The organism is Citrobacter sp. Cf118, assembly GCF_030334095.1.
Taxonomy (GTDB): Bacteria; Pseudomonadota; Gammaproteobacteria; order Enterobacterales; family Enterobacteriaceae; genus Citrobacter; species Citrobacter freundii.
Window position 1 is genome coordinate 174,140 of record NZ_JAOWES010000056.1, and the last position, 24,660, is coordinate 198,799.

Consider the following 24,660-nt stretch of genomic DNA (forward strand, 5'->3'; position numbering starts at 1 on the left):
TTGTTAATGTAGCGGCAGGAGGTAGCCGGACCCTGTAGATACTGCGAAATCTGGCACTGAATCGTTCAACTGTCCAGTCGACGACCTTTTATGTGATATTCGTCACGTAAATATAGGGTGTATGGCGTTAGTTAATGTGATCTTAATCACAAAATATCGGTACAAAAAAACATCACTGGATCAGAATTCGCCAAAAATGGGGGGTAAATGTGAACTGATTCACATTTTATCCTTTGCTGTTTGTTGAATCTTTGTGATGCAGATCGCAAAGTATTTTCATCTGCATTTGCTCGGATGTGATCTACAGCAGGTTCTACCCCCCGATATTTTTATTGCAAAAGAAAGCAACTTCTCACCAGAAAAAATATTTATTTTGTGGTATGGCGAAAACCCCAAACTGCAGTTATGTTCAAAACATCAGCCTGGGTGCATGCGGCTGCCGGCATAAAAAAACTCTAATTAGCGTGAATTCGAGGCAGGTATGTTTCTAAATTATTTCGCACTGGGCGTGCTGATCTTCGTCTTTCTGGTTCTGTTTTACGGAATCATCGCCATTCACGATATTCCCTATAACATGGCTAAAAAACGCAACCATCCTCATGCTGATGCCATTCATACGGCGGGTTGGATTAGCCTGTTTACACTCCATGCAATATGGCCGTTCCTGTGGATTTGGGCGACGCTCTACCAGCCTGAACGTGGGTGGGGCATGCAATCACACATCATGTCGAACGGAAAGGACCCAGACCCCGAGATTGCCGCACTGGCAGCGCGCATCACCCAGTTGGAAAAAAGACTGGATGGGGAGAAGAAAACAGATTACTCCACCTTTCCGGAGATTTAATCATGGATTTGTTGATAGTCCTGACCTATGTGGCCTTTGCCTGGGCCATCTTTAAAATATTCCGTATTCCGGTAAACCAATGGACGCTCGCTACTGCTGCATTAGGTGGGGTATTCATTGTTGCGGGACTGATCTTATTAATGAACTATAACCACCCGTATACCTTTACGGCGCAAAAAGCGGTTATTTCAATTCCGATCACTCCGCAAGTCACAGGAATTGTTAGTGAGGTAACGGATAAAAATAATCAGTTGATTAAAAAAGGCGAAGTGTTATTTAAACTCGATCCAGGCCGCTATCAGGCACGTGTTGACAGACTGCAGGCTGATCTTGTTACCGCCACACACAACATCGACAATCTGAAAGCCCAACTTTCTGAAGCCGTCGCCAACACTACCCGCGTTTCCGCTGAACGCGATCGTCTGTATAAAGATTATCAACGCTATTTGAAGGGCAGCCAGGCGAAGGTTAATCCCTTCTCTGAAAGCGATATCGACAACGCCCGGCAGAACTATCTGGCACAGGACGCGCTGGTAAAAGGTTCCGTTGCCGAACAGACGCAGATTCAGAGTCAGTTAGACAGTATGGTCAACGGGGAGCAATCTCAGGTTGCGTCTTTGCGTGCTCAGCTCGCTGAAGCCAAATACAATCTTGAGCAGACTATCGTCCGTGCCCCCAGCAACGGCTATGTTACGCAGGTGCTTATTCGGCCCGGGACCTACGCCGCCGCACTACCTCTGCGCCCGGTGATGGTATTTATTCCGGAACAGAAACGGCAAATTGTGGCGCAATTCCGCCAGAACTCGTTGCTGCGTCTTAAACCGGGTGATGAAGCGGAAGTGGTCTTCAACGCGCTGCCTGGTCAGGTTTTCTCCGGTAAGTTGACCTCCATTCTTCCGGTTGTGCCGGGCGGTTCTTATCAGGCGCAGGGGGCATTACAGTCCTTAACTGTGGTGCCGGGTACCGATGGCGTGCTGGCTACGATTGAGTTGGATCCTAATGCCGATGTGGATGCGCTGCCGGACGGTATCTATGCCCAGGTGGCGGTCTATTCCGACCATTTCGCTCACGTGTCAGTGATGCGTAAAGTGCTGCTGCGCATGACCAGCTGGATGCATTATCTTTATTTGGATCATTGAGACCGTCATCACCTGCCATTTACGGTGACCTGAGCCATACTGATATTTTTGTTGGCAAAAAGGACCCGGCATGAAACTCATTGGCAGCTATACCAGCCCTTTTGTGCGTAAAATTTCTGTTCTGTTACTGGAAAAGGGCATCACCTTCGAATTTGTGAATGAACTCCCCTATAACGTGGATAGCGGCGTGGCGCGATACAATCCATTAGGAAAAGTGCCCGCGTTGGTCACCGATGAGGGTGAGTACTGGTTTGACTCTCCGATCATCGCAGAATACATAGAGTTGCTGGATATTGCGCCAGCCATGCTACCGGGTGAACCGTTAGCGGCACTCAAAGTTCGTCAACTGGAAGCGCTGGCCGACGGTATTATGGATGCGGGATTAGTCTCGGTGCGCGAGCAGGCTCGCCCCGCCGCGCAGCAGTCAGAAACTGAATTGTTACGCCAGCGGGAGAAGATCACCCGCAGTCTGGATATGCTGGAAGGCTATCTGGCGGACGGTACGCTGAAAACGGATACGGTTAACCTGGCTACCATCGCGATTGCCTGTGCCGTCGGTTATCTCAATTTCCGTCGGGTCGCGCCCGGCTGGTGTGTGGACCGCCCACGTCTGGTCAAACTGGTGGAAACGCTTTTTCAACGCGAAAGTTTTGCCCGCACAGAACCGCCAAAGGCTTGATGCAGATAATACCTGCCTGAGCAAAGTCACGGTACAATCCTTCCTATATCGATAGCCCTCTCCGTGGTGGAGAGGGCCACCAACAGCCAGGCCCTTTCATGACAACCGACATGCGTTCACTCTACAGCCAGCTTCCCGCTATCGATCGTTTATTGCGCGATAGCGCCTTCCCAGCCTTACGTGATTCTCACGGTCATACCCGGGTGGTTGACCTGCTGCGTCATATGCTTGACGAAGCCAGAGATACGATTCGCGACACGCACGCGCTCCCGGCATGGTGTGAGGACTGGGCGCAAGAAGCCAGCGCCCGGCTGGAACGAGAATCGCAAAGCGCGCTGCGTCCGGTGATTAACCTGACCGGAACGGTGCTGCATACCAACCTTGGGCGAGCGTCGCAGGCCGAAGAAGCGATCGAGGCGGTGGTGCAAGCAATGCGCACGCCAGTGACGCTGGAATATAGCCTGGATGATGCCGGACGTGGACATCGGGATCGGGCGCTGGCGGATTTACTCTGTCGTCTGACGGGAGCGGAGGACGCCTGTATCGTCAATAACAATGCGGCAGCGGTTTTACTGATGCTGGCCGCCACGGCCAACGGCAAAGAGGTGGTCGTTTCGCGCGGTGAGCTGGTGGAAATTGGCGGCGCGTTTCGTATTCCGGACGTGATGTGCCAGGCCGGATGTGTTCTGCGCGAAGTCGGTACCACCAACCGGACCCATGCGAAAGATTACCGTCAGGCGGTGAATGAAAATACCGCTCTGCTGATGAAAGTCCATACCAGTAATTACAGCATTGAAGGCTTTACGAAGTCGGTGGATGAGGCTGAGCTGGCCGCTATTGGCAAGGAACTGGATGTGCCGGTGGTGGCGGATCTCGGCAGCGGATCACTGGTCGATCTCAGCCAGTATGGATTACCGCAGGAGCCGATGCCGCAACAGCTGATTGCCGCTGGCGTCAGTCTGGTGAGCTTCTCTGGCGATAAATTACTGGGCGGGCCGCAGGCCGGGATTATCGTCGGTAAAAAAGAGATGATCGCTCGCTTACAGAGCCATCCGCTGAAACGCGCATTACGGGCTGATAAAATGACACTGGCTGCGCTGGAAGCGACGCTGCGACTCTACCTGCACCCGGAAGCGCTGGCGCTGAAGTTGCCGACGTTACGCCAGCTCACTCGCTCGCAGGAGGCTGTCCACGCGCAGGCCCAACACTTACAGGCACGGCTTGCCGAGCATTACGGTGACGAATTCGCCCTGAACGTCATGCCTTGCCTGTCGCAAATTGGCAGCGGCTCGCTACCGGTTGATAGGCTGCCCAGCGCGGCATTAACCTTTACCCCCCATGACGGACGCGGTAGCCGCCTCGAAGCACTGGCCGCCCGTTGGCGTGCACTGCCCGTGCCGATCATTGGCCGGATTTATGATGGCCGCATGTGGCTGGATCTGCGCTGCCTTGAAGACGAGACCCGGTTTATGGAGATGATGCTGAAATGATTATTGCAACCGCCGGACACGTTGACCACGGAAAAACAACGTTATTACAGGCGATTACCGGCGTGAATGCCGACCGTCTGCCGGAAGAAAAAAAGCGCGGTATGACCATCGATCTCGGCTATGCCTACTGGCCGCAGCCGGACGGGCGGATACTGGGATTTATCGATGTACCCGGACACGAAAAGTTTCTGTCTAACATGCTGGCGGGTGTCGGCGGGATTGATCACGCGCTGCTGGTGGTGGCGTGTGATGACGGCGTGATGGCGCAAACGCGTGAGCATTTGCAAATTCTGCAGCTGACGGGTAATCCGCAGATCACCGTGGCACTCACCAAGGCCGATCGCGTGGATGAGGATCGCATCAACGCGGTGCGTGCTGAGGTGCACACTACGCTTGAGAACTATGGTTTCGCCGATGCGGTTCTGTTTGTGACGGCCGCCAGTGAAGGCCGTGGCATCGAGGAACTGCGCGAACATTTGCTGCAATTAACGTCGCGCGAGCATGCCCGCGATCACAGCTTTCGCCTGGCGATTGACCGTGCCTTTACGGTCAAAGGCGCGGGACTGGTGGTGACCGGGACGGCGCTCAGCGGTGAAGTGAATGTCGGTGACACACTGTGGCTCACGGGCGTCAACAAACCGATGCGCGTACGTAGCCTGCATGCACAAAATCAGGCCACCGATCGCGCGCAGGCGGGACAACGTATTGCGCTAAATATTGCCGGTGATGCGCAAAAAGAAGAACTTAACCGCGGCGACTGGCTGCTTGCTGATGCGCCGCCAGAGGCGTTTACCCGCGTGATTGTTTCTTTAGAACATGCCGCGTCGCTGATGCAGTGGCAACCGTTGCATATTCACCACGCTGCCAGCCACGTTACCGGGAGAATCTCGCTGCTTGAAGGGACGCTGGCGGAACTGGTGTTTGATACGCCGCTCTGGCTCGCCGATAACGATCGTCTGGTGCTGCGCGATATTTCGGCTCGCACGACGCTGGCCGGTGCGCGCGTGGTCACGCTCAATCCGCCGCGTCGCGGGAAGCGTAAGCCGGAATATTTGCAGTGGCTGTCGGCGTTGGAAAACGCACAGAGTGATGGTGACGCTCTGGCGCTGCACCTGACGCGTGGAGCGGTAAATATTCCCGACTTCGCCTGGGCGCGTCAGCTCAACGGTAACGGCATGCGTCCGTTGATCGAGCAGCATGGTTTTATTCAGGCAGGATACAGTCTGTTGGATGCCACTGTTGCAGCGCGCTGGCAGCGCAAAATCCTCGATACGCTGGCGACTTACCACGACCAGCACCGCGATGAGCCTGGACCTGGGCGCGAACGCCTGCGCCGGATGGCTTTGCCGATGGAAGATGAAGCGCTGGTCCTGCTGCTGATTGAAAAGATGCGCGAGAGCGGCGTCATCCATAGTCATCATGGCTGGCTGCATTTGCCCGATCACAAGGCCGGTTTCAGCGATGAGCAGCAGGCTATCTGGCAAAAAGCAGAACCGCTTTTTGGCGATGAGCCGTGGTGGGTGCGCGACCTGGCAAAACAGACGGGCACGGATGAGCAAATGATGCGTGTGGTGTTACGACAAGCGGCGCAGCAAGGCATCATCACCGCGATCGTGAAAGATCGTTATTACCGTAACGATCGGATAGTGGCCTTTGCCAATATGATCCGCGAACTGGATCAGGAAAGGGGATCGACATGTGCCGCTGATTTTCGCGACAGGCTTAACATCGGGCGCAAATTGGCTATTCAGATTCTGGAATATTTTGATCGCATTGGTTTTACTCGCCGTCGGGGAAATGATCATTTATTACGCGATGCATTGCTGTTCCCCGAAAAGTAATGAAACAATTAATTCAGGAATTAAATGAATTAATACAAAATAGATATTGATTGAAATAAGCACATTAGATTATGAACCTAATGTGCTTTTTAATTGTGGTTGTTATTAAAATAACAACCATGATCATATTCTGTTGGATATTTCACTCGTATGCTTCCTGACTCTTTTAGAGTAATTAAGGATCGTACAATGGCTGCTTCAACATTTTTTATTCCTTCCGTGAATGTAATCGGCGCTGATTCATTAAAAGACGCAATGAATACAATGGCGGAATATGGTTTTCGCCGTACGCTGATTGTCACGGATGCCATGCTGACGAAATTAGGTATGGCTGGCGAGATTCAAAAGGCATTACAGGAACGTGATATTTTCAGCGTAATTTACGATGGTACGCATCCTAATCCCACAACCAGCAACGTTGCCGCTGGCCTGCAAATGTTGACTGAAAACGACTGTGATAGCGTTATTTCTCTCGGTGGCGGTTCTCCACACGATTGTGCAAAAGGTATTGCGCTGGTGGCGGCTAATGGTGGGGATATTCGCGATTACGAAGGTGTAGACCGTTCTGCAAAACCGCAGCTGCCGATGATCGCCATCAACACCACGGCGGGTACGGCATCTGAAATGACCCGCTTCTGCATCATCACCGATGAAGTACGCCACATTAAAATGGCGATTGTCGATAAGCACGTTACGCCGCTGCTGTCGGTTAACGACTCCTCGCTGATGGTCGGCATGCCGAAGTCTCTGACGGCGGCTACCGGTATGGATGCGTTAACCCACGCTATCGAAGCCTACGTGTCGATTGCTGCCACGCCGATTACCGATGCATGTGCGCTGAAAGCGGTCACCATGATTGCGCAAAACCTGCCGGTCGCCGTTGAAGAGGGCAGTAATGCTCAGGCGCGCGAAGCCATGGCCTATGCGCAGTTCCTCGCAGGTATGGCCTTTAACAATGCCTCTCTTGGCTACGTGCATGCAATGGCGCACTAGCTGGGTGGCTTCTACGATCTGCCACACGGAGTATGTAATGCCGTACTGCTGCCGCATGTACAGGTATTTAATAGTAAAGTTGCTGCCGCCCGCCTGCGCGATTGCGCCTCGGCAATGGGTGTGAACGTTGCTGGTCTGAGCGAAGAGCAAGGGGCAGAAGCCTGCATCGCGGCGATCCGCGAACTGGCGCAGAAAGTGAATATACCGGCCGGTCTGCGTGAGCTGAACGTGAAGGAAGAAGATTTTGCCGTTCTGGCGACTAATGCCCTGAAAGATGCCTGTGGTTTCACTAACCCGATTCAGGCGACACATGAAGAAATCATGGCGATTTATCGTGCTGCCATGTAATTCGTGATACCTGTCGTAAAGCAGTAAAAGGCTGGCGAATAATTCGCCAGTCCCGTCTACCCTTGTAGTACCCCTACAGCAAGGAGACGGTCATGACCAATAACCCCCCTTCAACGCGTATTTACCCCGGCGAGTATGGTTACCCCCTGAAGTTAAAAGCCCGATACGATAACTTTATCGGTGGTGACTGGGTCGCCCCCGTGGACGGCGAGTATTACCAAAACCTGACGCCGGTAACCGGGCAATTACTGTGCGAAGTGGCCTCTTCCGGCAAAAAGGACATCGATCTGGCACTGGATGCCGCGCATAAAGTAAAAGATAAATGGGCGCAGACTTCCGTGCAGGACAGGGCGGCGATTTTGTTCAAAATTGCCGATCGTATGGAGCAAAATCTGGAGCTGCTGGCAACGGCTGAAACCTGGGATAACGGTAAACCCATCCGCGAAACCAGTGCGGCCGATGTGCCGCTGGCAATTGACCATTTCCGCTATTTTGCCTCCTGTATTCGTGCGCAGGAAGGGGGAATCAGCGAGGTTGATAGCGAAACCGTGGCTTATCACTTCCATGAACCTCTTGGCGTGGTAGGGCAAATTATCCCGTGGAACTTCCCGCTGCTGATGGCCAGCTGGAAGATGGCACCCGCGCTGGCGGCGGGTAACTGCGTGGTGCTTAAACCTGCGCGCCTGACGCCGCTGTCCGTACTGTTGCTGATGGAAGTCATCGGCGATCTGCTCCCGCCTGGCGTGGTGAACGTGGTAAACGGCGCGGGTGGGGAGATCGGTGAGTATCTGGCGACGTCAAAACGTATTGCGAAAGTGGCGTTTACCGGCTCAACGGAAGTTGGGCAGCAGATCATGCAGTACGCCACGCAGAACATTATTCCTGTCACGCTGGAACTGGGCGGGAAATCACCCAATATCTTCTTCGCGGACGTGATGGATGAAGAAGATGCGTTCTTTGACAAAGCGCTGGAAGGTTTTGCATTGTTTGCCTTCAACCAGGGCGAAGTGTGTACCTGTCCGAGTCGTGCGCTGGTTCAGGAATCCATTTATGAACGTTTTATGGAAAGAGCCATTCGTCGGGTGGAAAGTATCCGTAGCGGCAACCCGTTAGACAGCGTGACGCAAATGGGCGCGCAGGTGTCGCATGGTCAACTGGAAACTATTCTGAATTACATCGACATTGGTAAGAAAGAAGGAGCAGATGTTCTCACCGGCGGGCGGCGCAAGCAGCTGGATGGCGAGTTAAAAGAGGGGTACTACCTCGAACCAACCATTCTGTTTGGTAAGAACAACATGCGGGTTTTCCAGGAGGAGATCTTCGGGCCGGTTCTGGCTGTCACAACGTTTAAAACCATGGAAGAGGCGCTGGAAATCGCTAATGACACCCAATATGGGCTTGGTGCTGGTGTCTGGAGTCGTAATGGAAATCTGGCGTACAAAATGGGACGTGGGATTCAGGCAGGGCGAGTTTGGACCAACTGTTACCATGCGTATCCGGCACATGCGGCGTTTGGTGGCTATAAGCAGTCGGGCATCGGGCGCGAGACGCATAAGATGATGCTTGAACATTATCAGCAAACCAAGTGCCTGTTGGTGAGCTACTCTGATAAACCACTGGGGCTGTTTTAATTTCACGTCTCTTACTGCCCGGTCGCGTTTAGCGTACCGGGCATCAAGTTATGTCCTGCAGCTCGAAAGACGACGTGTATATATAGAAACCCATATATCGTTATATAAATAAGAAAATTGCATCCAGTCTGGTCATTCCAATACTATTATCAACTCTATTGTTTAAATCAAATTGCATCTGAATTCCTTAATTTAAATCCCTGAGGCAAATATGTTCCTTAATTATTTTGCATTAGGAGTGCTTATTTTTGTATTCCTGGTCATTTTTTACGGGATTATTATTCTGCATGATATTCCCTATCTAATTGCAAAGAAACGTAACCACCCCCATGCCGACGCAATACATGTTGCGGGTTGGGTTAGTTTGTTTACCTTACATGTTATTTGGCCCTTTTTATGGATCTGGGCAACGCTTTATCGTCCGGAGCGCGGATGGGGTATGCAGAGCGCGGATTCTTCCCTGATCCAGCTTCAGGCAAGGGTTGCGGATCTGGAAAAGAAACTGGGTGAGGCCAAGACCTCTCCGGCGGAGTAATATCGATGGATTTACTAATTGTTCTGACCTATGTGGCGTGTGCATGGTCAATATTTAAAATTTTTAAAATTCCTGTAAATAAATGGACAGTTCCTACCGCAGCATTAGGCGGTATATTCATTGTTTGCGGGCTTATATTACTGATGAATTATAACCATCCGTATACCTTTAAAGCACAAAAGGCGGTAATTTCTATTCCCGTGGTGCCGCAGGTAACGGGTGTAGTGACAGAAGTGACGGATAAGAAGAATACGCTAATCAAAAAAGGCGAGGTTCTGTTTAAGCTTAATCCAGGGCGTTATCAGGCACGGGTCGATCGCCTGAAAGCTGATATTGTCACCGCACAGCATAAAGAGCAGGCTCTGGTTGCGCAGTTAGACGAAATGATAGCCAACACGCAGCGGGCAAAGGCCACGCGTGACAAACTGGCAAAAGATTACCAGCGCTATGCGCAGGGTAGTCAGGCGAAGGTGAATCCTTTTTCTGAACGCGATATTGATGCGGCGCGGCAAAACTATCTGGCGCAGGAAGCGTCGGTGAAATCTTCCGTCGCGGAGCAGCAGCAAATCCAGAGTCAGTTAGACAGCCTGATACTGGGCGAGAATTCGCAAATTGCCAGCCTGAAAGCGCAGTTAGCCGAAGCGGAGTTCAACCTGGACCAGACGGTGGTTCGCGCACCCAGCGATGGCTATGTGACGCAGGTGCTGATGCGCCCGGGAACCTATGCCGCCGCGCTGCCGATGCGTCCGGTGATGGTATTCATCCCGGATCAAAAAAGGCAAATTATCGCCCAGTTCCGTCAGAACTCGCTGCTGCGTCTGGAACCTGGCGATGAAGCGGAAGTGGTATTTAATGCGCTGCCGGGTAAGGTATTCAGCGGTAAACTGGCTGCAATTAGTCCGGCAGTGCCGGGCGGGACATACCAGTCGAATGGGGCGCTGCAATCCTTAAATTCTACGCCCGGTTCGGAAGGGGTAATCGCCACGATTGAGCTGAATGATAATGCGGAGGTTAGCACGTTACCTGATGGGATCTACGCGCAGGTCGCGGTTTATTCTGACCACTTCGAACATGTGTCCGTCATGCGCAAAGTCTTGTTGCGCATGACCAGTTGGGTACATTACCTGTATCTCGATCATTAAACTCAGGCTATTTTGCTTGCTCAGTCTGCTGATCCAGCGACTGAGCAAGCTGCCGGCGAATCTCCGCCAACATCTCATCAAGAATAAACTGTACCCGCCATGGCTGATATTCACGTTTGCGGAAAATCGCCACCAGATCCAGCCACCATTCATGCTGTCCGGAGAAACACGGAACCAGCCCGTTAGGCTGACTTTCTTTTTGTACGCTCGCCTTCGGTGCAAAAACAATGCCCAGATGGTTTCGCGCCAACGACAGCGCAGATTGCGTATTGTCGCAAACATAATTACCCGTTACGCGATAATCATTCATCTCTTTACCACCGGGGGAGGAGAATCGCCAAATGTTAGCATCATCAATCATCATGGAATCAATCAGAATACAGGAGTGATGCTCAAGTTCTTCTGGAGTACTGATGGGATGTTGAGCCAGGTATTCCTTGCTGGCAAAAGCGGTAACCACATATTTGGTAATAAAACTGGCGACCAAAGATTCATCTTTTGGATGTGCATAAGTAATTAAAACATCACAGTCATCTGGAAATTCGACTCCTTCATAAAAGGCTTTACGTTCCAGGTTATAGGTTTTTAGCACCAGACTGATATCGCCAATATCCATAATTTTTGCAATAACATGTTGCGATAAGTAAGCGATAATTCCGGTTGGTGCATATACCGTTACTTTTCCACGTTTCTCGTGCTTATAATCAGCAATGAAATTATTTAACTGCTCGTTTCTGTCTAACATGTCATTGATGTAAGGAAGTAACGCTATACCAAACGGCGTGAGGGTCAGTTGCCGGGTGGTGCGGTCAAACACCTTTAATCCAACTTTTGATTCAAAATCAGCAAGATATTTACTGACGTTGGCCTGTGCGATGCCGAGAACAGTCGCGGCATGACTGATATTTTCACTGGCAGCGATTACCGAAATAATCTTCAACTCCCGGTGTTTAAGTTGTAATTTATTCATCGCCAAGCCCAATATATATAATTTTTTATATATTACTATATAAATATGAACCTTGCACCGATGAAATTGTAAGCATTATTATGCACCAGTTTTGTAGCTTATTTTAAAATGGAATGTTGGCATGTTAATTAAACACAATATTGTGGCGCTGCTCGCCTTTTCTTTTATGGCGAGTGCAACTGCCGCAGAGTTTTCTATTGGCGCTGGTGCTGTATATAATGAATCACCTTATCGCGGGTATAATGATAATGTTCACGCAGTACCGCTAGTCAGTTACGAAAGTGAATCATTTTATTTTAGGCAAACAACGCTAGGTTATATTTTGTCTAAGAGTGAAAGTAATGAATTTAGTATTACTGCCTCTTATATGCCGCTTGAGTTTGATCCCGGCGATAATGACGATCATGCGATGAAAAAGCTGGATAAGCGTGACGCAACTGCAATGGCGGGTGCCGCGTGGTATCACCATGAAAGATGGGGTAGCGTGAAAGTCTCCGCCGCTGCGGATGTGCTGGACAACAGTAATGGCTGGGTAGGGGAAGTTTCACTGTTCCGTCCAATGCCGATGGGCAAGCTGACGCTGACGCCATCGATTGGCGTGCTCTACTATGACGAAAACTTCAATGAATACTACTACGGCATATCGGGTAATGAGTCCCGTCGTAGTGGCTTATCAAGCTATTCCCCAGGCGATAGCTGGACACCGTATGTTGGCCTGTCCGCTAAATACGCATTGACCACTAACCTGACGCTGCTGGCAAGCGCCAATTATAGCGCACTGCCGGATGACATTAAAAATAGCCCGATGGTTGATCGCGATGACAGCTTTACCTTTATGTCCGGTCTGACCTGGCGTTTCTGATTCTCACCCGTTTGTCCTCAGGGAGGAGGGCAATCTTTTCATGAGACATTGACGGATGGGGGCTAACCGCCGCCATCCGCCTTATTATTACTGCTCGTTTATCCAGATACGCATTTCGCCTTCACCACGGTTTGCCCAGCTAAACCACGGAATAAACGTCAATGTATGCGCCTGACGCGAAGTTGGGGAAACATCGTAGTGCCACAACGATTGTTGTGCTGCATCGGCTGCACTTTGCTTCACACCTTCAGCCTGAATTAACATTTTATGGCTGAACAATCCCTTACCTTCGAATACTCTGAACTCACTCTCTTTTGGCAACCACAGATTATGTAATTCCTCGCCGTTGTCGGCCTGCTCCAGGCAATATACCAGTGGTCCACGCTGAATGGCGACTTTACCGGCAACATGACGCACTAATGGATTTCCGTATACCCGACGCACCGGCATTGGCAGGGTCAAACTGAGCGTATCGCCTTCCTGCCAGGTTCGACTGATGTGCAAATAGCCTTTGCGAATATCCTGCTCAATCGGCTGACCATTCAACAAAACCTGCGGCGCGGAGCACCAGTCTGGCAGGCGCAGAGCCAGGGTGTGATAAACCGACTGCGGTGATTCGATGGTGATTTTTACCTGCTCATGCCATGGGTAATCTCCGCTAATACGCAGTTTAAGCGAGCCGTTTACAACAGGGACCTCCATGCTATTGCCCACGTACATATTGATATACAGCGCGTCCTGACGCGGTGTATAGATGTAGTGGCCAATTGAGGTTAACACGCGGGCGATATTCGGCGGGCAACAGGCGCAGCCAAACCAGCGCTGACGAACGGGCTTCACGTGGTCATAAATATGATTTAATTTTAATGACTTAGGATGTACTTCCAGCGGGTTCACATAGAAGAAGTGCTTGCCATCGAGCGCCATCCCGCCCAATACGGTATTATACAGGGCGCGCTCCATCACGTCGGCATACTGGCTGTCGGCTTCCATTTCCAGCATTCTGCGGGCGAACATCATCAGGCCGATTGAGGCGCAGCTTTCCGCATACACGGTGTCGTTGGGCAGATCGTAATCGCTGCTAAACGCCTCGCCGCTGCTTTGTGAACCGATCCCGCCGGTAATGTACAACTGGCGCTGGGCCATGTTTTTCCACAGACGCAGGCAATCCTGACGCTTGCCTCCGTCCTGGCTTAAGCGTGCCAGATGAGCGACGCCGGTCATCAGGTAGACAAAGCGCACCGCATGCCCGATCGCCGTTTGCTGTTCTGAAATGGGCTGATGAGCCTGGCTATAGGGTTTATCCTTCACCATCCATGCCGGACCGTAAGTATGCCAGTAAGAGGTTTGGCCGCGCTTTTCGTACTCTTCGTCATAGAAATGGGGCTGTGCTCCGCGCTGTTCCACAAAGTAATTTACCAACGCCATATAGCGTGGTTGCTGGGTCACTTCGTATAAGCGCATTAACGCCAGTTCGATTTCCGGGTGTCCTGGGTAGCCGCGCAGTTGATTCTCCCTGAGTCCAAACACGCTGTCGATGTGATCCGCCAGGCGACACACCACCTCTAACAGACGGCGTTTACCCGTTGCCTGAAAGAACGCGACGCCTGCTTCGATCAAATGACCTGCACAGTACAACTCATGACACTCGGCGAGGTTGGTCCAGCGTTCATCCGGTGCTTTCACTGTGAAGTACGTATTGAGATAGCCGTCTTCACACTGGGCGGCCGCCACCAGTTCAATGACTTCATCGGCCGTTTGTTCAAGTTCCGCATCGGGTTTCTGGCACAGGGACCAGGCAACGGCCTCCAGCCACTTTGCTACGTCGCTATCCTGAAAAACCATGCCGTAAAATTCGCCATCCTGCAGGCCCGCGGCGATACGGAAATTCTCTATCGCATGACTTGGTTCCGCCTCTGCAATGCGGTCATTGAGCGCATCCCATTGATAGGGGATCACCACGTCACGCACCAACTGCTGATATTGTCCGAGGAACGGATCGCTGACGGTGAGCTTATGCAGGTCGACTTCCAGTACGTTCATTTCGTGCTCCTTAAGGCTGTACATGACGCTGACGCAGATCGGTGGCAATGCGCGACATCATCGGATTATTGAGTTTGCAGATGCGGATAGACAGCGCCAACAGCAGGTGGAACAGCGCGGGCAGCAGCGTCTCCATCGCGGTAATTCCTTGCAGCGAGCTGGTGGTTTGGTTACCAGCGCCTGGCTGATAGGCGACAAAAATAAACAGCAGGCTGATGATCCCCGCACTTGAGGCCCAGGCCAGCTTGATGAAGAACAGATTGAAGGCGAAATTCATGCCGGAGGAACGTACGCCGGTTTTCCACTCGCCGTAATCGTCGGCGAAGGCCATCAGTGAGAAGTGCAACGGCAGCGTGAAGCCTAAAATAATGCCGTTTCCGAGGATGACTGCCAGCCACAGCGTCTGATAAGCCGGGCCGGTTGGCAGGAACCACATCAGTATCGCCAGGGCCGTCAGCACCAGATTGGTGTAGTAATAGAGTTTGACAGTATCGATGCGGCGGGTCAGGGGGCTGACGATCACTGAACCGATGATGGACGCGAAAGTGACCATGGTGAAAAACAGCGACGTATAGGCGGTGCTGCCTTCCAGCACGTAGGTAATAAAATACATGTACCCGCCGCCGCGAATATTAAAGACGTTGATCAGCAGGAAAGACATTACCAGCATCAACAATAGCTGATCGTTTTTGCGCAGCCCGCCAATGTGTTCACGCAGGGTAAATTTCCCCATCATCGCCAGCGGCACACGCTCGCGAACCCAGAAGAAACAGCACAGGAACATCACCACCGCGATGGCACACAGGATGCCCACGCCAAACTGATAACCCTGCGCGGCATTGCCCTGACCCAGAATATCCACCATCCACGGCAGACCAACGGAAACCAGGAATCCCGCCACGCCGCACAGCACAAAGCGCCAGGACTGACAGGCGATCACCTCATTATGGCGGGTCGTCATGGTGTTGATCAGCGCACAATACGGTACGTTGATGGCGGTATAGCCGACAGAGAGCAGGAGATAGGTGCCGAATGCCCATGCGATCTTGACCCCCATGCTGGCGTCCGGGACGGTAAAAGTGAGCACGCCAATAATACCGATCGGAATCGCAACCCACAGTTGCCATGGGCGAAAGCGCCCCCAGCGGCTTTGCGTACGGTCGGCCAGCACGCCCATGATGGGGTCGGAAATGGCGTCAAATACACGCAGGGCAATAAATAATGTGCCGACCAGCGCAGGCGTTAACCCGAAGACATCGGTGTAGAAAAATGTCAGGAAGTTCATGATCAGGCAGGTAATTACCGTCCCGCCAGCATCGCCTAGCCCATAACCAAATTTTTCACGCAGGGATAATTTGTCGTCCTGGGCGCGCTGTGCCAAATCAGATGTTGTAATCGGAGCCGAAGTCATAAATAACTCCCGGAGAGGATGTTCAGAAAGTATCCCGCTACGTTGCGGGTTATTTGTTTGTAATTTGCAAAATACGTTATTTATTCTGCACGAAATGTTTGGGTCAACAAGGGAAGAGAAAAGTATAAAAAGATGACAATTCCGACTTCATTATAAAAATGTGATTTCGATCCGGCGGAAAGCGGATTTATCGTAAATAATCAATGATAAAGAGCGGTTTAAATAATGTAGAAAGCGGGAATTTGAATATATATGCTCGAATTATCCATGTCTCTTCCGATTAAAGTTCAAAATGGTGGGCTATTTATTTCCCGGGGCGTGGGCAGTCATCCTGCGCGACGATTGCAATCCTGGGAAATTATCTTTGTTGAAAAAGGGACATTAACAATTAGCGAAGGTCAGACAGTTTTTTGCGTGAATGCCGGAGAAAGTTTGCTGCTGTGGCCGCAGCGCTTGCATATTGGCGTTGGGCAATTTCCGGCTGATTTGAAATTTTACTGGTTGCACTTTGAGGTGACAGCAGAAAATGAAGCATCAATAGCAGGATCGTTACTTGCTATACCTCAGCATACCCGGGTGGGCGAGCCCCAATATATTATTTCGCTGTTTCGCCAGTTCTTACGCGAGCAGGAAAATATTCATCGCAGCATGGCGCTGGAACTGATCCTGCTGCTAATTTTGCAGCAAATTTCTGCGGCTGCCAGCGAGCACCTCGCCGAAAGCCCCGGTAATGCGCTAGCCTGGAAAGCGCAGCAAATCATTCACACCCGGTTCCACCTGCCGATTAGTGCTTCAACTCTGGCGAAAGAGCTGCATTGCAATGCGGACTATCTGGGGCGTGTTTTCCGTGGGGCTTTCCGGCTGACGCTAACCGAAGCGTTGCACCGTCAGCGGGTAAGGGCGGCAGAAAAACTGTTAATCAGCGATTCGCTGTCGCTAACCGAAGTGGCGATGAAATGTGGATTTAATGATGTGGGGTATTTTCGCAAAATATTCCACAAGCACACCAGCCTGACGCCCGCGGCGTGGAAACGGCGCTATTGCAAAGAACATATCAATAGCGCCTGACCCGTTATTGTCCGTAATACGCATTTGCCCCGTGTTTGCGCAGATAATGTTTATCCAGCAACTCAGACTGCATATCCGGCAATTGCGGGGCCAACTGGCGAGAGAACAGCCCCATGTAGGCGCACTCTTCGAGCACCACAGCGTTATGCACCGCGTCTGCAGCGTCTTTACCCCAGGCGAACGGTCCGTGGGAGTGCACCAATACCGCCGGAACCTGCAGCGGATTGAGATCGCGCTGCTCGAAGGTCTGAATGATCACCTCTCCGGTTTGATATTCATATTCGCCGTTGATCTCTTCAGCGGTCATCAGACGCGTACACGGAATAGAACCATAGAAATAATCGGCATGCGTGGTGCCCCATGCCGGGAGATCCAGACCCGCCTGCGACCAGATCGTCGCGTGGCGAGAATGGGTATGGACGATCCCGCCGATCTGTGGATAACGACGATACAGTGCCAGATGGGTTGGTGTGTCGGACGACGGTTTTTTGTTGCCTTCCACTACGTTGCCGCTGGCAATATCCACTACCACCATGTCGTCGGCGGTCATCACCTCATATTCCACGCCGGATGGCTTAATCACCATCAGTTTACGTGTTTCATCCACTGCGCTGACGTTGCCCCAGGTAAAGGTGACTAAGCCATGAGCCGGGAGCGCCAGGTTTGCCGCCAGCACCTCGGCTTTCAGTTGTTCTAACATGGAAATCCTCCTTCCTGCATGCGTGCTTCTATCCAGCGCCGTGCCTGGATAATTTCCAGTACCGGCTCTTTCGCTTTTTCAGTCCACATTTCAATCAGAAACGACCCGCGATAGTTCAGCTGATGCAGCGTTTTGAAGATGCCAACAAAGTCCACGCACCCTTCGCCAAACGGCACATCGCGAAACTGGCCCGGATGAGTTTCGGTTACCGGCAGCGTGTCTTTCAGATGGATAGCAGCGATGCGGTCAATGCCCAGTGTCAATTCGGCAGTGACGTCATTCCCCCAGGCGCTGAGGTTGCCCACGTCCGGATAAACGGTGAACCACGGCGATGACAGCATTTCATCCCACTTTTTCCACTTGCTGATCGAGTTCATAAACGCGGTATCCATGATTTCTACCGCCAGCATCACCTGCGCAGCAGCGGCTTGCTCGACTGCCCATGCCAGCCCTTCGGCAAAGCGCTGCTGCGTTCCTGCGTCATGTTCTTCGTAATAGACGTCGTAACCAGCCAGTTGAATAGTGCGGATACCCAGATCGCGCGCCAGACGAATGGCTTTGGTCATTATTTCTCGCGCCCGCTCACGCACGGCTTCATCGCGGCTACCAAAGGGAAAACGACGGTGGGCGGACAAGCACATTGATGGGATCGCCACGCCGGTTTCCAGCATCGCGCTCACCAGCGATGCGCGCTGAGCCGGACTCCAGTCGAGACGCGACAGACGTTCATCGGTTTCATCCACCGACATCTCGACGAAATCAAAACCGCAGCTTTTTGCCAGCACCAGCCGTTCCGGCCAGGAGAGGTCTTTCGCCAGCGCTTTTTCATAGATACCTAATGGATGATTACGCATGCTGTGTTCCCCAGATGGCGTCGATTTGCGCATGGAATTCGCCAGCAACCTGCGCTGGGTTTTGCGCTCCCGCCAGCGCGCGCCCGGCAATAAAAGCTTTGACGTTAATATCGCGAAACAACGACAGATCGGCGGGCGTGATCCCACCGGTAATCGACAGTTCCAGACCAATATCAGAAAGCGCCTTCATGCGCGCCAGGTCTGCTTCTCCCCACTGTTGTCCGCTGGCCTGAGCATCGCGGCCACGATGGTAAATCGCCTGGCGAACGCCAACGCGATACCAGTCGCGGGCATCATCCAGCGTCCAGTTACCGAACAGCTCCATCTGAATTTCACCGCCGCAGGACTGCGCGATGCCATGACCTTTCTCTACCGTCGCCAGCGGCGCAGCACAGATGATGGTCATCCAGTTGGCACCTGCTCCAAAGGCTTGCTGCGCGAGGGTTTCGCCCGCATCGGCCACTTTCCAGTCGGCGACGATGATTTTATTCGGGCACTGGGCACGCAGTGCTTTCACGGCGCTCAGCCCTTCGGTTAAGCAGAGAATCGTCCCCGCTTCAACGATATCGACGTTCTCTTGTAGCAGCGCGACGTCGCGTTGTGCGGCTTCAAGGCTGGTGTGGTCGAGCGCCAGTTGCAGTAATGGTCGACTCATCATTCGTGCTCCTTAATGCGGGCGTGGTAGCCCTGTAGTGCGGTAATTAAATCCAGGTATTGGCGGTATTTACGCTGGTAGCTCGCCTGCGCGGCGGCGTCCGGCAATAGCGTGCGTACCGGGTGCTGTAGGCTGCGCTGGGCGTCGCTGAAGTTGGAGTAAACGCCGGTGCCGACGCGGGCGGCGAGCGCAGCGCCAAAGCAACCGGTCTCTTCAATCTGCGGCAATTCGATACGTAAACCGCTGACGTCTGCCAGCATTTGCATCCAGATGTCGGAGTGCGCCGGACCGCCGGTGACGCGCAGGGTATGCGCCTTCGTAAAACGTTCGCGCATGCGGTTGAGGTGGGTCATGTGGCTAAAAACCACGCCTTCGTAGATGGCCTGTAATAAGTGGGCGCGAGTGTGTATTGCCTGCATGCCATAAAAGCCGCTGGTCATCTCCAGCCCGGCGTTGCTGCCGTACAAAAAGGGCAGGAAGAAAAGCTCGCTACCGGCTTTCGGTAAGCTGGCGACGGCCTGATTGATCTCAGCAAAAGAGAGTTCGCCCCACTGGGCGGTAAACCATTCCAGATTGCCGGAAGAGGTCGGGCTGGCTTCGTGAACGATGTACTGCCCGTCGTTGACATAGCGCCCATAAACATAGGGATGGGCCTCGTGGTCGCGCAGACCGTGAGCGATCCCGCTGGTGACGGCCCAGGTACCCATCACCGCGTTGAGGGTGTATTCATCTTCGATACCGGCGCAGAGTGCGGTGGAAACCACATCAAACAGTCCGCCGACGACGGGCGTGCCCGCCGCCAGACCGGTTATGGCGGCTGTCTGAGCGGTGATTTCCCCGCATATTTCTGCTGAACCGACAATCGGCGGTAGCGCATTGTCGATCTCACTGATGCCCAGCCACTGGGTCAGGCGCGAGTCGTACTGACCCGAAGCCATGTTGTAGAGGTTCGACTCGGAAATATTGCTCTCTTCACAGCCTTTGACGCCGGTTAAGCACCAGCGCAGATAGTCATGGCCCATCATGACGCAGCCAATTTGCGCGTAACGGTGAGGTTGATTCTCTTTCACCCAGCGCAGCAATGATGCCGGATGCCCGGTCCACAATGTCTGGCGGGTGACCGGGTAGAGCTGCTCAGGGATCCCATCCTGCTGCCAGCGCTGAACGATGTCCATCGCCCGGCGGTCGGAAGAGAGGATGGCATTGCCCAGCGGTTTATCCTGCTTATCGAGAAGGAACAGGCCTTTGCCCTGAGCGGAAATACCGACGCCTTTGATTTGATCGCCGCAGACGCCGGTGCGCGCTAACAGCCCGGCGATCGTGGCTACACACTGTTGCCACAACTGGTGCATATCGCGTTCGGCGTAACCGGGCAATGGCGATGCGGTCTGCAACGATTGCCGGTTAATGCCATGTTCATGACCTTTGGCGTCATACAACCCGGCTTTCAGATACGTACCGCCACAATCAATACCCAGCCAGAAGGTCTCTTTCTCACTCATCTTGTTATCTCATTTTTGCCGGATGGCGCTGCGCTTATCCGGCCTGGGACGGTTGCTACCTGTAGGCCCGGTAAGCGCAGCGCCACCGGGCATTGTTTTACGCTGTACGTTTATGTGGATTCAGTGTCTTTAGCGGAGCGGCACCGGCGTCGCATTTGGCTGGCAGCAGCAGCGCCATCAGCGCGGCCAGAGCCAGTGAGATAGCCAGGCAGTAAACCCCCGCATCTTTGCTATACAGGGTGATGAGTACGCCGACCGCATAAGGGCCGCAGAAGCCGCCGAGGTTGCCCAGCGCGTTGATGACTCCACGCGCGCCACCGGCCATTTCCGCACTGAACAAACGCGCCGGAATGGTCCAGAACACGCCCGCTGCCGATTGCAGGAAGAAGCCGCAGCCGACCAGCGCGGCATAAGCCAGCCAGACGTTATTTTTCAGCGCCACGGAAAGGAACATGCACAGGGCAAAGCCAATCAACGGCAGGCAGACGAACAGCTTGCGTTTACCGGTGCGGTCAGAGAGAGAAGAGAACAGGAACATCCCGGCAATGGCCCCGACGTACGGCAGAATGGCGAGCATACCGACCTGTCCCATGCTGCTGTGCGTCAACTCTTTGAGGATGGTCGGCAGCCACAGGGTGTAACCGTAAATCCCGGTCTGATAGAAGAAGTTCAGCGCGATGAGCTGCCACATGGTTTTATCGGAAAGCACCGCGCCCAGAGAGGCATTTTTGACTTCCGTTCCGGCAATGGCTCTTTGCTCGGCGGCCAGCGTTTCGACCAGGTAATTTTTCTCGGCCTCAGAGATCCAGCGCGCCTCCTGTGGACGGTCGTAAACGGTATAGGCCCACAACACCAGTACAACGACGGAAAGCAAACCTTCAATGATGAACAGCCAGCGCCAGTCGAGAACGGTGATAATCCAGCCCGAGAGCGGAGCGGTAATGATCCCGGCAATCGGCACAAACATAATCACAATCGCATTGGCGCGACCACGCTCGGCGTCGGGGAACCAGTTACTGATCATCGTCAGCACCACCGGCAGCATGCCGCCTTCGGCAACGCCGAGTAAAAAGCGCAGAACCAGCAGTTGGTACTGATTAGTGATTAACCCCGTGAGGACGGAAATAACCGCCCAGGCAACCAGCGACCAGCCGATAAATTTCTTGCCGCTACCGTGAACGGCAATTTTTCCGCCGGGAACCTGTAAAAACAGATAACCGATAAAGAAAATACCGCCAGCCAGTCCTGCCATGGTGGCGGAAATACCTAATTCCTCATCCATTCCGCCCGGCATCGCGAAAGCGATATTGACGCGGTCCATATAAGAAATAATACAGGCGATGAGAATAGGTGGAATAATCCGCAGCCAGCGCTGACGGGGTATATCTTTGAGTGTAGGGCGAGAGGTCATGTTCATATTATTATTCTCGTAGAGTAGTATTTTATTTTTATAGTTTTGCTTTATTTAATGCGGCGATACCGTCGCGCAATATTGCTACGCGATGGTTCACATCTGCATTGGCGTTTATTTCCAGCAATTTAATACCGGCAAATTGCAGTGGTTCGGCTTCTGCACAGGCGAATAATTCGCGGGCATGGTCGGTGGTCATCAGGCTTTGTGGGCAGAATGGGGCAAACGGCGCGTGTAAGTCCTGCCACTCACCGTATTCCCCCGCAAGCGTGGTACCGGAGAACATCAGCGCGCCCAGTTTTCCAGCCCGTTTGGCCTGCTGCGTGTGGTCCAGCGCCAGGGCGGGATTCTGCCCTTCAATGGTCGATCGCGCCCAGTTAATGCACACGCTGATGTCATACCCGGCAATGACCTCCAGCACATTGTCTAACGGCAGAAAGCCTTTGCGCGGCGCAATGCCGGTCATGGCGTCGCAATGTTCCAGCACCAGATCGCAGGACCAGTCCCAGGAGGTAATTTCTTTCAGCGAACGGGCAAACGCGTCGGTGGCCTGTGCAACATTTGGGTTGCTGGCATTGGGGGCGGCATGCAGTTCCAACGCAATCACTTTTCCGGCGTGTGCCGTATTGATATGGTTGATTTTCTGCTGTAGATGACGGTAATACGCCACGCAGGCTTTACGCTGTTCTTCGTCGCTGGAGGCCAGCCCAAAAGCGCTGTTTGCGCCGCGACGGCGCATGGTTTCCATAATGGCGGTGACCACGATTTGCCAGTCGCCCGGCGTATGACGTAATAACCATTCGTCGCCTAACGGGTGAAGATGTTCAAGGCAGGGCTGCTCCAGACCGCGAATATCCGGAGTATCGGCGAGCTGTCGCCAGAATTCCTTCTCTTCCTCTTCACTCTTTTGGTGAAATGAGGGTGCACAGGGGTACGCACCGATAATATAACCGGCATTATTAACGCTCATGTTGTGCTCCTTTTTATAAAACTGAAATAGCAACCTTCACGACTATTTTGCGGATCGGCGTGGCGACAGTTTTATGACATGCAGGGCGATGAACATCCTGCGGGAAAAATATGGCATAACTTCCCGGAATCATTTCAATGAAAGATTCATGTTCGCTGGCGTGATAAAAAATAATATCGCGCTGTTCTAATAACGATTCGCTGATTTGGTTATTCCCGGTATCAATCGCGATCCCGATTTTCTCTTCACCCCAGGCCAGAAATTGAATATCCAGGTAGCGGCGATGCACCTCCGGGCGATTTTCGGCAACGTCACGCGTGGTTAAATCGATAACCTGCGCGAAGATATTTTTACCGTCGATTTCTACTACGCCCGGTTCCAGATTGCGGAAATCTGTGCTGCGCAGAAAGTCGAGTGCCCTTTCAATCGCCGCGGGTAAACGACATGGGTTAGGCTGAGCAATATGTCCGAAGATCATGGTGTTGCTCCTTACAGGGCCTGAATTTTGGCCCAGACGCTGTCATCAACGGTGATACCGTTGCGGCGGTTTTCTTCCAGCAGCTTTGTAAACTCGTGGCCCGGCAGGCGGACAGGTGTGTTTTCATCGGCGCGTTCGGCGGAGGTGATGAAATCCATAATGCGCTGCAGTTTGGCGTCGCGGGTGGCGCCGTCGATAAGCTTATCCACTTCAATGGCGATAAAAATCTGTGAAACGCCATATTCATCGCTGTTGTCCTGGGTGACCTCGGCCACGGAAGAACCGTCTGAAAGCAGGGTGGCGATCATATCCAGCACAATCGACAGACCTGAACCTTTCCAGTAACCCATTGGTAAAATGCGGCGGTTTTTTTCGATAACGCCCGGCTCTTTAGTGAGATTGCCTTCATCATCAAAGCCACCATCTACCGGCAGTTCGCGACCGGCCAGGCGATTCACTTCCAGCATGCCGTAGGAGAACATCGACATCGACATATCAACCATGGTGATTGGCGATGAGGGGATCGCGACGATCAACGGGTTAGTACCAATGCGGCACTCTTTCGAACCCCACGGCGGCATGACGGCAATCGAGTTAGTCCAGCAGATACCGATGTAACCTTTCTCCGCCGCCTGCCAGCCATAGCTGCCGCCGCGCATCCAGTGGTTGGCGTTACGCAGTGCGACCAGGCCAATACCGTGATCGGAGGCCAGCTCAATGGCTCTATCCATCATCTTTTTCGCCGTCAGATTTCCGATCGAACGCTGGGCATCCCATTGTTCAATCGCTCCCAGGCTAGTAATGCGTTGCGGTTTGGCCTCAGGAATTATGTCGCCGTTATCTAATTGCTGAATAAAACGAGGAAAACGATTCACGCCGTGTGAATACACGCCGGACTCGGTGGTGCGCGCAAACATTTCGGCACAGGCATCGGCGGTTTCAACGGCGATACCGCGTGCCAGCAGTACCCGATTGAACGCATCTTTCAACTGCTCAAAAGTGACTTTCATTCCTGTTTCCTTGTTTAAATTTGATCGCTTTTTTATCTCTAAATTTCACTATGCGAAATCTGATTTTAAATATAGCGATCAAAT

21 protein-coding genes and 1 pseudogene are annotated in these 24,660 nt (G+C 52.6%); 11 read left to right on the forward strand and 11 right to left on the reverse strand.

Translation table 11 applies throughout. The features are described from left to right. The first annotated feature begins 481 nt into the window (after positions 1 to 481). From OGX67_RS02900 to OGX67_RS02940, 9 genes and pseudogenes are all read left to right on the forward strand, one after another. Positions 482 to 844, forward strand: a complete 363-nt coding sequence (locus tag OGX67_RS02900) for a DUF3302 domain-containing protein (protein WP_003024186.1) — start codon at positions 482 to 484, stop codon at positions 842 to 844. Between the two features lie 2 nt (positions 845 to 846). Further along, positions 847 to 1,983 carry an HlyD family secretion protein gene (locus OGX67_RS02905; RefSeq protein WP_003024188.1) on the forward strand — a complete coding sequence of 379 codons (1,137 nt, stop codon included), beginning with the start codon at positions 847 to 849 and terminating at the stop codon, positions 1,981 to 1,983. 70 nt (positions 1,984 to 2,053) lie between these two features. Beyond that, positions 2,054 to 2,662, forward strand: a complete 609-nt coding sequence (locus tag OGX67_RS02910; protein ID WP_257651343.1) for a glutathione S-transferase — start codon at positions 2,054 to 2,056, stop codon at positions 2,660 to 2,662. Between the two features lie 98 nt (positions 2,663 to 2,760). Beyond that, entirely contained in the window at positions 2,761 to 4,152 is a 1,392-nt protein-coding gene (gene selA / locus OGX67_RS02915) for an L-seryl-tRNA(Sec) selenium transferase (RefSeq protein ID WP_257651342.1), read from the forward strand. Continuing rightward, complete coding sequence (gene selB, locus OGX67_RS02920) at positions 4,149 to 5,993, forward strand: selenocysteine-specific translation elongation factor (RefSeq protein ID WP_257651341.1); 1,845 nt, start codon at positions 4,149 to 4,151, stop codon at positions 5,991 to 5,993. Before selA ends, selB begins: the two co-directional genes overlap by 4 nt. Positions 5,994 to 6,182: 189 nt before the next feature. Further along, positions 6,183 to 7,334 (forward strand): annotated as a pseudogene (gene yiaY, locus OGX67_RS02925) (L-threonine dehydrogenase). 92 nt (positions 7,335 to 7,426) lie between these two features. Continuing rightward, positions 7,427 to 8,965 (forward strand): aldehyde dehydrogenase AldB, encoded by a 1,539-nt coding sequence (gene aldB / locus OGX67_RS02930; RefSeq protein ID WP_003837670.1) that lies wholly within the window; start codon positions 7,427 to 7,429, stop codon positions 8,963 to 8,965. 211 nt (positions 8,966 to 9,176) lie between these two features. Then, positions 9,177 to 9,500 carry a DUF3302 domain-containing protein gene (locus OGX67_RS02935; protein WP_003024200.1) on the forward strand — a complete coding sequence of 108 codons (324 nt, stop codon included), beginning with the start codon at positions 9,177 to 9,179 and terminating at the stop codon, positions 9,498 to 9,500. Positions 9,501 to 9,505: 5 nt separating this feature from the next. Then, complete coding sequence (locus tag OGX67_RS02940) at positions 9,506 to 10,642, forward strand: HlyD family secretion protein (protein ID WP_257651340.1); 1,137 nt, start codon at positions 9,506 to 9,508, stop codon at positions 10,640 to 10,642. Between the two features lie 7 nt (positions 10,643 to 10,649). Here the strand turns inward: OGX67_RS02940 and OGX67_RS02945 are convergent, their stop codons facing one another. Then, complete coding sequence (locus OGX67_RS02945) at positions 10,650 to 11,612, reverse strand: LysR family transcriptional regulator (RefSeq protein ID WP_003024204.1); 963 nt, start codon at positions 11,610 to 11,612, stop codon at positions 10,650 to 10,652. Positions 11,613 to 11,733: 121 nt separating this feature from the next. On the opposite strand from OGX67_RS02945, the gene OGX67_RS02950 reads away from it, so the two are divergent. After that, complete coding sequence (locus OGX67_RS02950; protein WP_003024206.1) at positions 11,734 to 12,474, forward strand: MipA/OmpV family protein; 741 nt, start codon at positions 11,734 to 11,736, stop codon at positions 12,472 to 12,474. Positions 12,475 to 12,561: 87 nt separating this feature from the next. On the opposite strand, the gene OGX67_RS02955 is transcribed toward OGX67_RS02950, so the two are convergent. Continuing rightward, complete coding sequence (locus OGX67_RS02955; protein ID WP_257651339.1) at positions 12,562 to 14,517, reverse strand: glycoside hydrolase family 127 protein; 1,956 nt, start codon at positions 14,515 to 14,517, stop codon at positions 12,562 to 12,564. 10 nt (positions 14,518 to 14,527) lie between these two features. Then, positions 14,528 to 15,928: an MFS transporter gene (locus tag OGX67_RS02960; RefSeq protein WP_257651338.1), complete on the reverse strand. Its 1,401-nt coding sequence runs from the start codon at positions 15,926 to 15,928 to the stop codon at positions 14,528 to 14,530. Between the two features lie 252 nt (positions 15,929 to 16,180). On the opposite strand from OGX67_RS02960, the gene OGX67_RS02965 reads away from it, so the two are divergent. Then, on the forward strand, positions 16,181 to 16,996 hold the full coding sequence (locus tag OGX67_RS02965) for a helix-turn-helix domain-containing protein (protein WP_003024213.1): 816 nt from the start codon (positions 16,181 to 16,183) through the stop codon (positions 16,994 to 16,996). A gap of 4 nt (positions 16,997 to 17,000) precedes the next feature. Here OGX67_RS02965 and araD read toward each other — a convergent pair whose 3' ends face one another. From araD to yiaK, 8 genes are all read right to left on the reverse strand, one after another. Then, complete coding sequence (araD, locus tag OGX67_RS02970) at positions 17,001 to 17,696, reverse strand: L-ribulose-5-phosphate 4-epimerase (protein ID WP_003024215.1); 696 nt, start codon at positions 17,694 to 17,696, stop codon at positions 17,001 to 17,003. Further along, on the reverse strand, positions 17,690 to 18,550 hold the full coding sequence (locus OGX67_RS02975; protein WP_046671010.1) for an L-ribulose-5-phosphate 3-epimerase: 861 nt from the start codon (positions 18,548 to 18,550) through the stop codon (positions 17,690 to 17,692). Before OGX67_RS02975 ends, araD begins: the two co-directional genes overlap by 7 nt. Continuing rightward, entirely contained in the window at positions 18,543 to 19,205 is a 663-nt protein-coding gene (gene ulaD / locus OGX67_RS02980; RefSeq protein WP_003837682.1) for a 3-keto-L-gulonate-6-phosphate decarboxylase UlaD, read from the reverse strand. The genes OGX67_RS02975 and ulaD overlap by 8 nt, the downstream gene beginning before the upstream one ends. Further along, positions 19,205 to 20,707 (reverse strand): FGGY-family carbohydrate kinase, encoded by a 1,503-nt coding sequence (locus tag OGX67_RS02985; RefSeq protein ID WP_061547439.1) that lies wholly within the window; start codon positions 20,705 to 20,707, stop codon positions 19,205 to 19,207. Before OGX67_RS02985 ends, ulaD begins: the two co-directional genes overlap by 1 nt. A 97-nt stretch (positions 20,708 to 20,804) precedes the next feature. After that, positions 20,805 to 22,124 carry an MFS transporter gene (locus OGX67_RS02990; RefSeq protein ID WP_204583183.1) on the reverse strand — a complete coding sequence of 440 codons (1,320 nt, stop codon included), beginning with the start codon at positions 22,122 to 22,124 and terminating at the stop codon, positions 20,805 to 20,807. Between the two features lie 31 nt (positions 22,125 to 22,155). Further along, positions 22,156 to 23,088, reverse strand: a complete 933-nt coding sequence (locus tag OGX67_RS02995; protein ID WP_003024231.1) for a DUF4862 family protein — start codon at positions 23,086 to 23,088, stop codon at positions 22,156 to 22,158. Positions 23,089 to 23,101: 13 nt separating this feature from the next. Next, positions 23,102 to 23,566 (reverse strand): YhcH/YjgK/YiaL family protein, encoded by a 465-nt coding sequence (locus OGX67_RS03000; RefSeq protein ID WP_003024232.1) that lies wholly within the window; start codon positions 23,564 to 23,566, stop codon positions 23,102 to 23,104. A gap of 11 nt (positions 23,567 to 23,577) precedes the next feature. Beyond that, entirely contained in the window at positions 23,578 to 24,576 is a 999-nt protein-coding gene (gene yiaK, locus OGX67_RS03005; protein ID WP_003024235.1) for a 3-dehydro-L-gulonate 2-dehydrogenase, read from the reverse strand. Between the last annotated feature and the right edge of the window lie 84 nt (positions 24,577 to 24,660).

What these genes read in the sequence shown, in the direction of transcription:
- OGX67_RS02900 (WP_003024186.1), top strand. Translation starts at nt 482, where the DNA reads ATGTTTCTAAATTATTTCGCACTGGGCGTGCTGATCTTCGTCTTTCTG.
- OGX67_RS02905 (WP_003024188.1), top strand. Translation starts at nt 847, where the DNA reads ATGGATTTGTTGATAGTCCTGACCTATGTGGCCTTTGCCTGGGCCATC.
- OGX67_RS02910 (WP_257651343.1), top strand. Translation starts at nt 2,054, where the DNA reads ATGAAACTCATTGGCAGCTATACCAGCCCTTTTGTGCGTAAAATTTCT.
- selA (WP_257651342.1), top strand. Translation starts at nt 2,761, where the DNA reads ATGACAACCGACATGCGTTCACTCTACAGCCAGCTTCCCGCTATCGAT.
- selB (WP_257651341.1), top strand. Translation starts at nt 4,149, where the DNA reads ATGATTATTGCAACCGCCGGACACGTTGACCACGGAAAAACAACGTTA.
- aldB (WP_003837670.1), top strand. Translation starts at nt 7,427, where the DNA reads ATGACCAATAACCCCCCTTCAACGCGTATTTACCCCGGCGAGTATGGT.
- OGX67_RS02935 (WP_003024200.1), top strand. Translation starts at nt 9,177, where the DNA reads ATGTTCCTTAATTATTTTGCATTAGGAGTGCTTATTTTTGTATTCCTG.
- OGX67_RS02940 (WP_257651340.1), top strand. Translation starts at nt 9,506, where the DNA reads ATGGATTTACTAATTGTTCTGACCTATGTGGCGTGTGCATGGTCAATA.
- OGX67_RS02945 (WP_003024204.1), bottom strand. Translation starts at nt 11,612, where the DNA reads ATGAATAAATTACAACTTAAACACCGGGAGTTGAAGATTATTTCGGTA.
- OGX67_RS02950 (WP_003024206.1), top strand. Translation starts at nt 11,734, where the DNA reads ATGTTAATTAAACACAATATTGTGGCGCTGCTCGCCTTTTCTTTTATG.
- OGX67_RS02955 (WP_257651339.1), bottom strand. Translation starts at nt 14,517, where the DNA reads ATGAACGTACTGGAAGTCGACCTGCATAAGCTCACCGTCAGCGATCCG.
- OGX67_RS02960 (WP_257651338.1), bottom strand. Translation starts at nt 15,928, where the DNA reads ATGACTTCGGCTCCGATTACAACATCTGATTTGGCACAGCGCGCCCAG.
- OGX67_RS02965 (WP_003024213.1), top strand. Translation starts at nt 16,181, where the DNA reads ATGCTCGAATTATCCATGTCTCTTCCGATTAAAGTTCAAAATGGTGGG.
- araD (WP_003024215.1), bottom strand. Translation starts at nt 17,696, where the DNA reads ATGTTAGAACAACTGAAAGCCGAGGTGCTGGCGGCAAACCTGGCGCTC.
- OGX67_RS02975 (WP_046671010.1), bottom strand. Translation starts at nt 18,550, where the DNA reads ATGCGTAATCATCCATTAGGTATCTATGAAAAAGCGCTGGCGAAAGAC.
- ulaD (WP_003837682.1), bottom strand. Translation starts at nt 19,205, where the DNA reads ATGAGTCGACCATTACTGCAACTGGCGCTCGACCACACCAGCCTTGAA.
- OGX67_RS02985 (WP_061547439.1), bottom strand. Translation starts at nt 20,707, where the DNA reads ATGAGTGAGAAAGAGACCTTCTGGCTGGGTATTGATTGTGGCGGTACG.
- OGX67_RS02990 (WP_204583183.1), bottom strand. Translation starts at nt 22,124, where the DNA reads ATGAACATGACCTCTCGCCCTACACTCAAAGATATACCCCGTCAGCGC.
- OGX67_RS02995 (WP_003024231.1), bottom strand. Translation starts at nt 23,088, where the DNA reads ATGAGCGTTAATAATGCCGGTTATATTATCGGTGCGTACCCCTGTGCA.
- OGX67_RS03000 (WP_003024232.1), bottom strand. Translation starts at nt 23,566, where the DNA reads ATGATCTTCGGACATATTGCTCAGCCTAACCCATGTCGTTTACCCGCG.
- yiaK (WP_003024235.1), bottom strand. Translation starts at nt 24,576, where the DNA reads ATGAAAGTCACTTTTGAGCAGTTGAAAGATGCGTTCAATCGGGTACTG.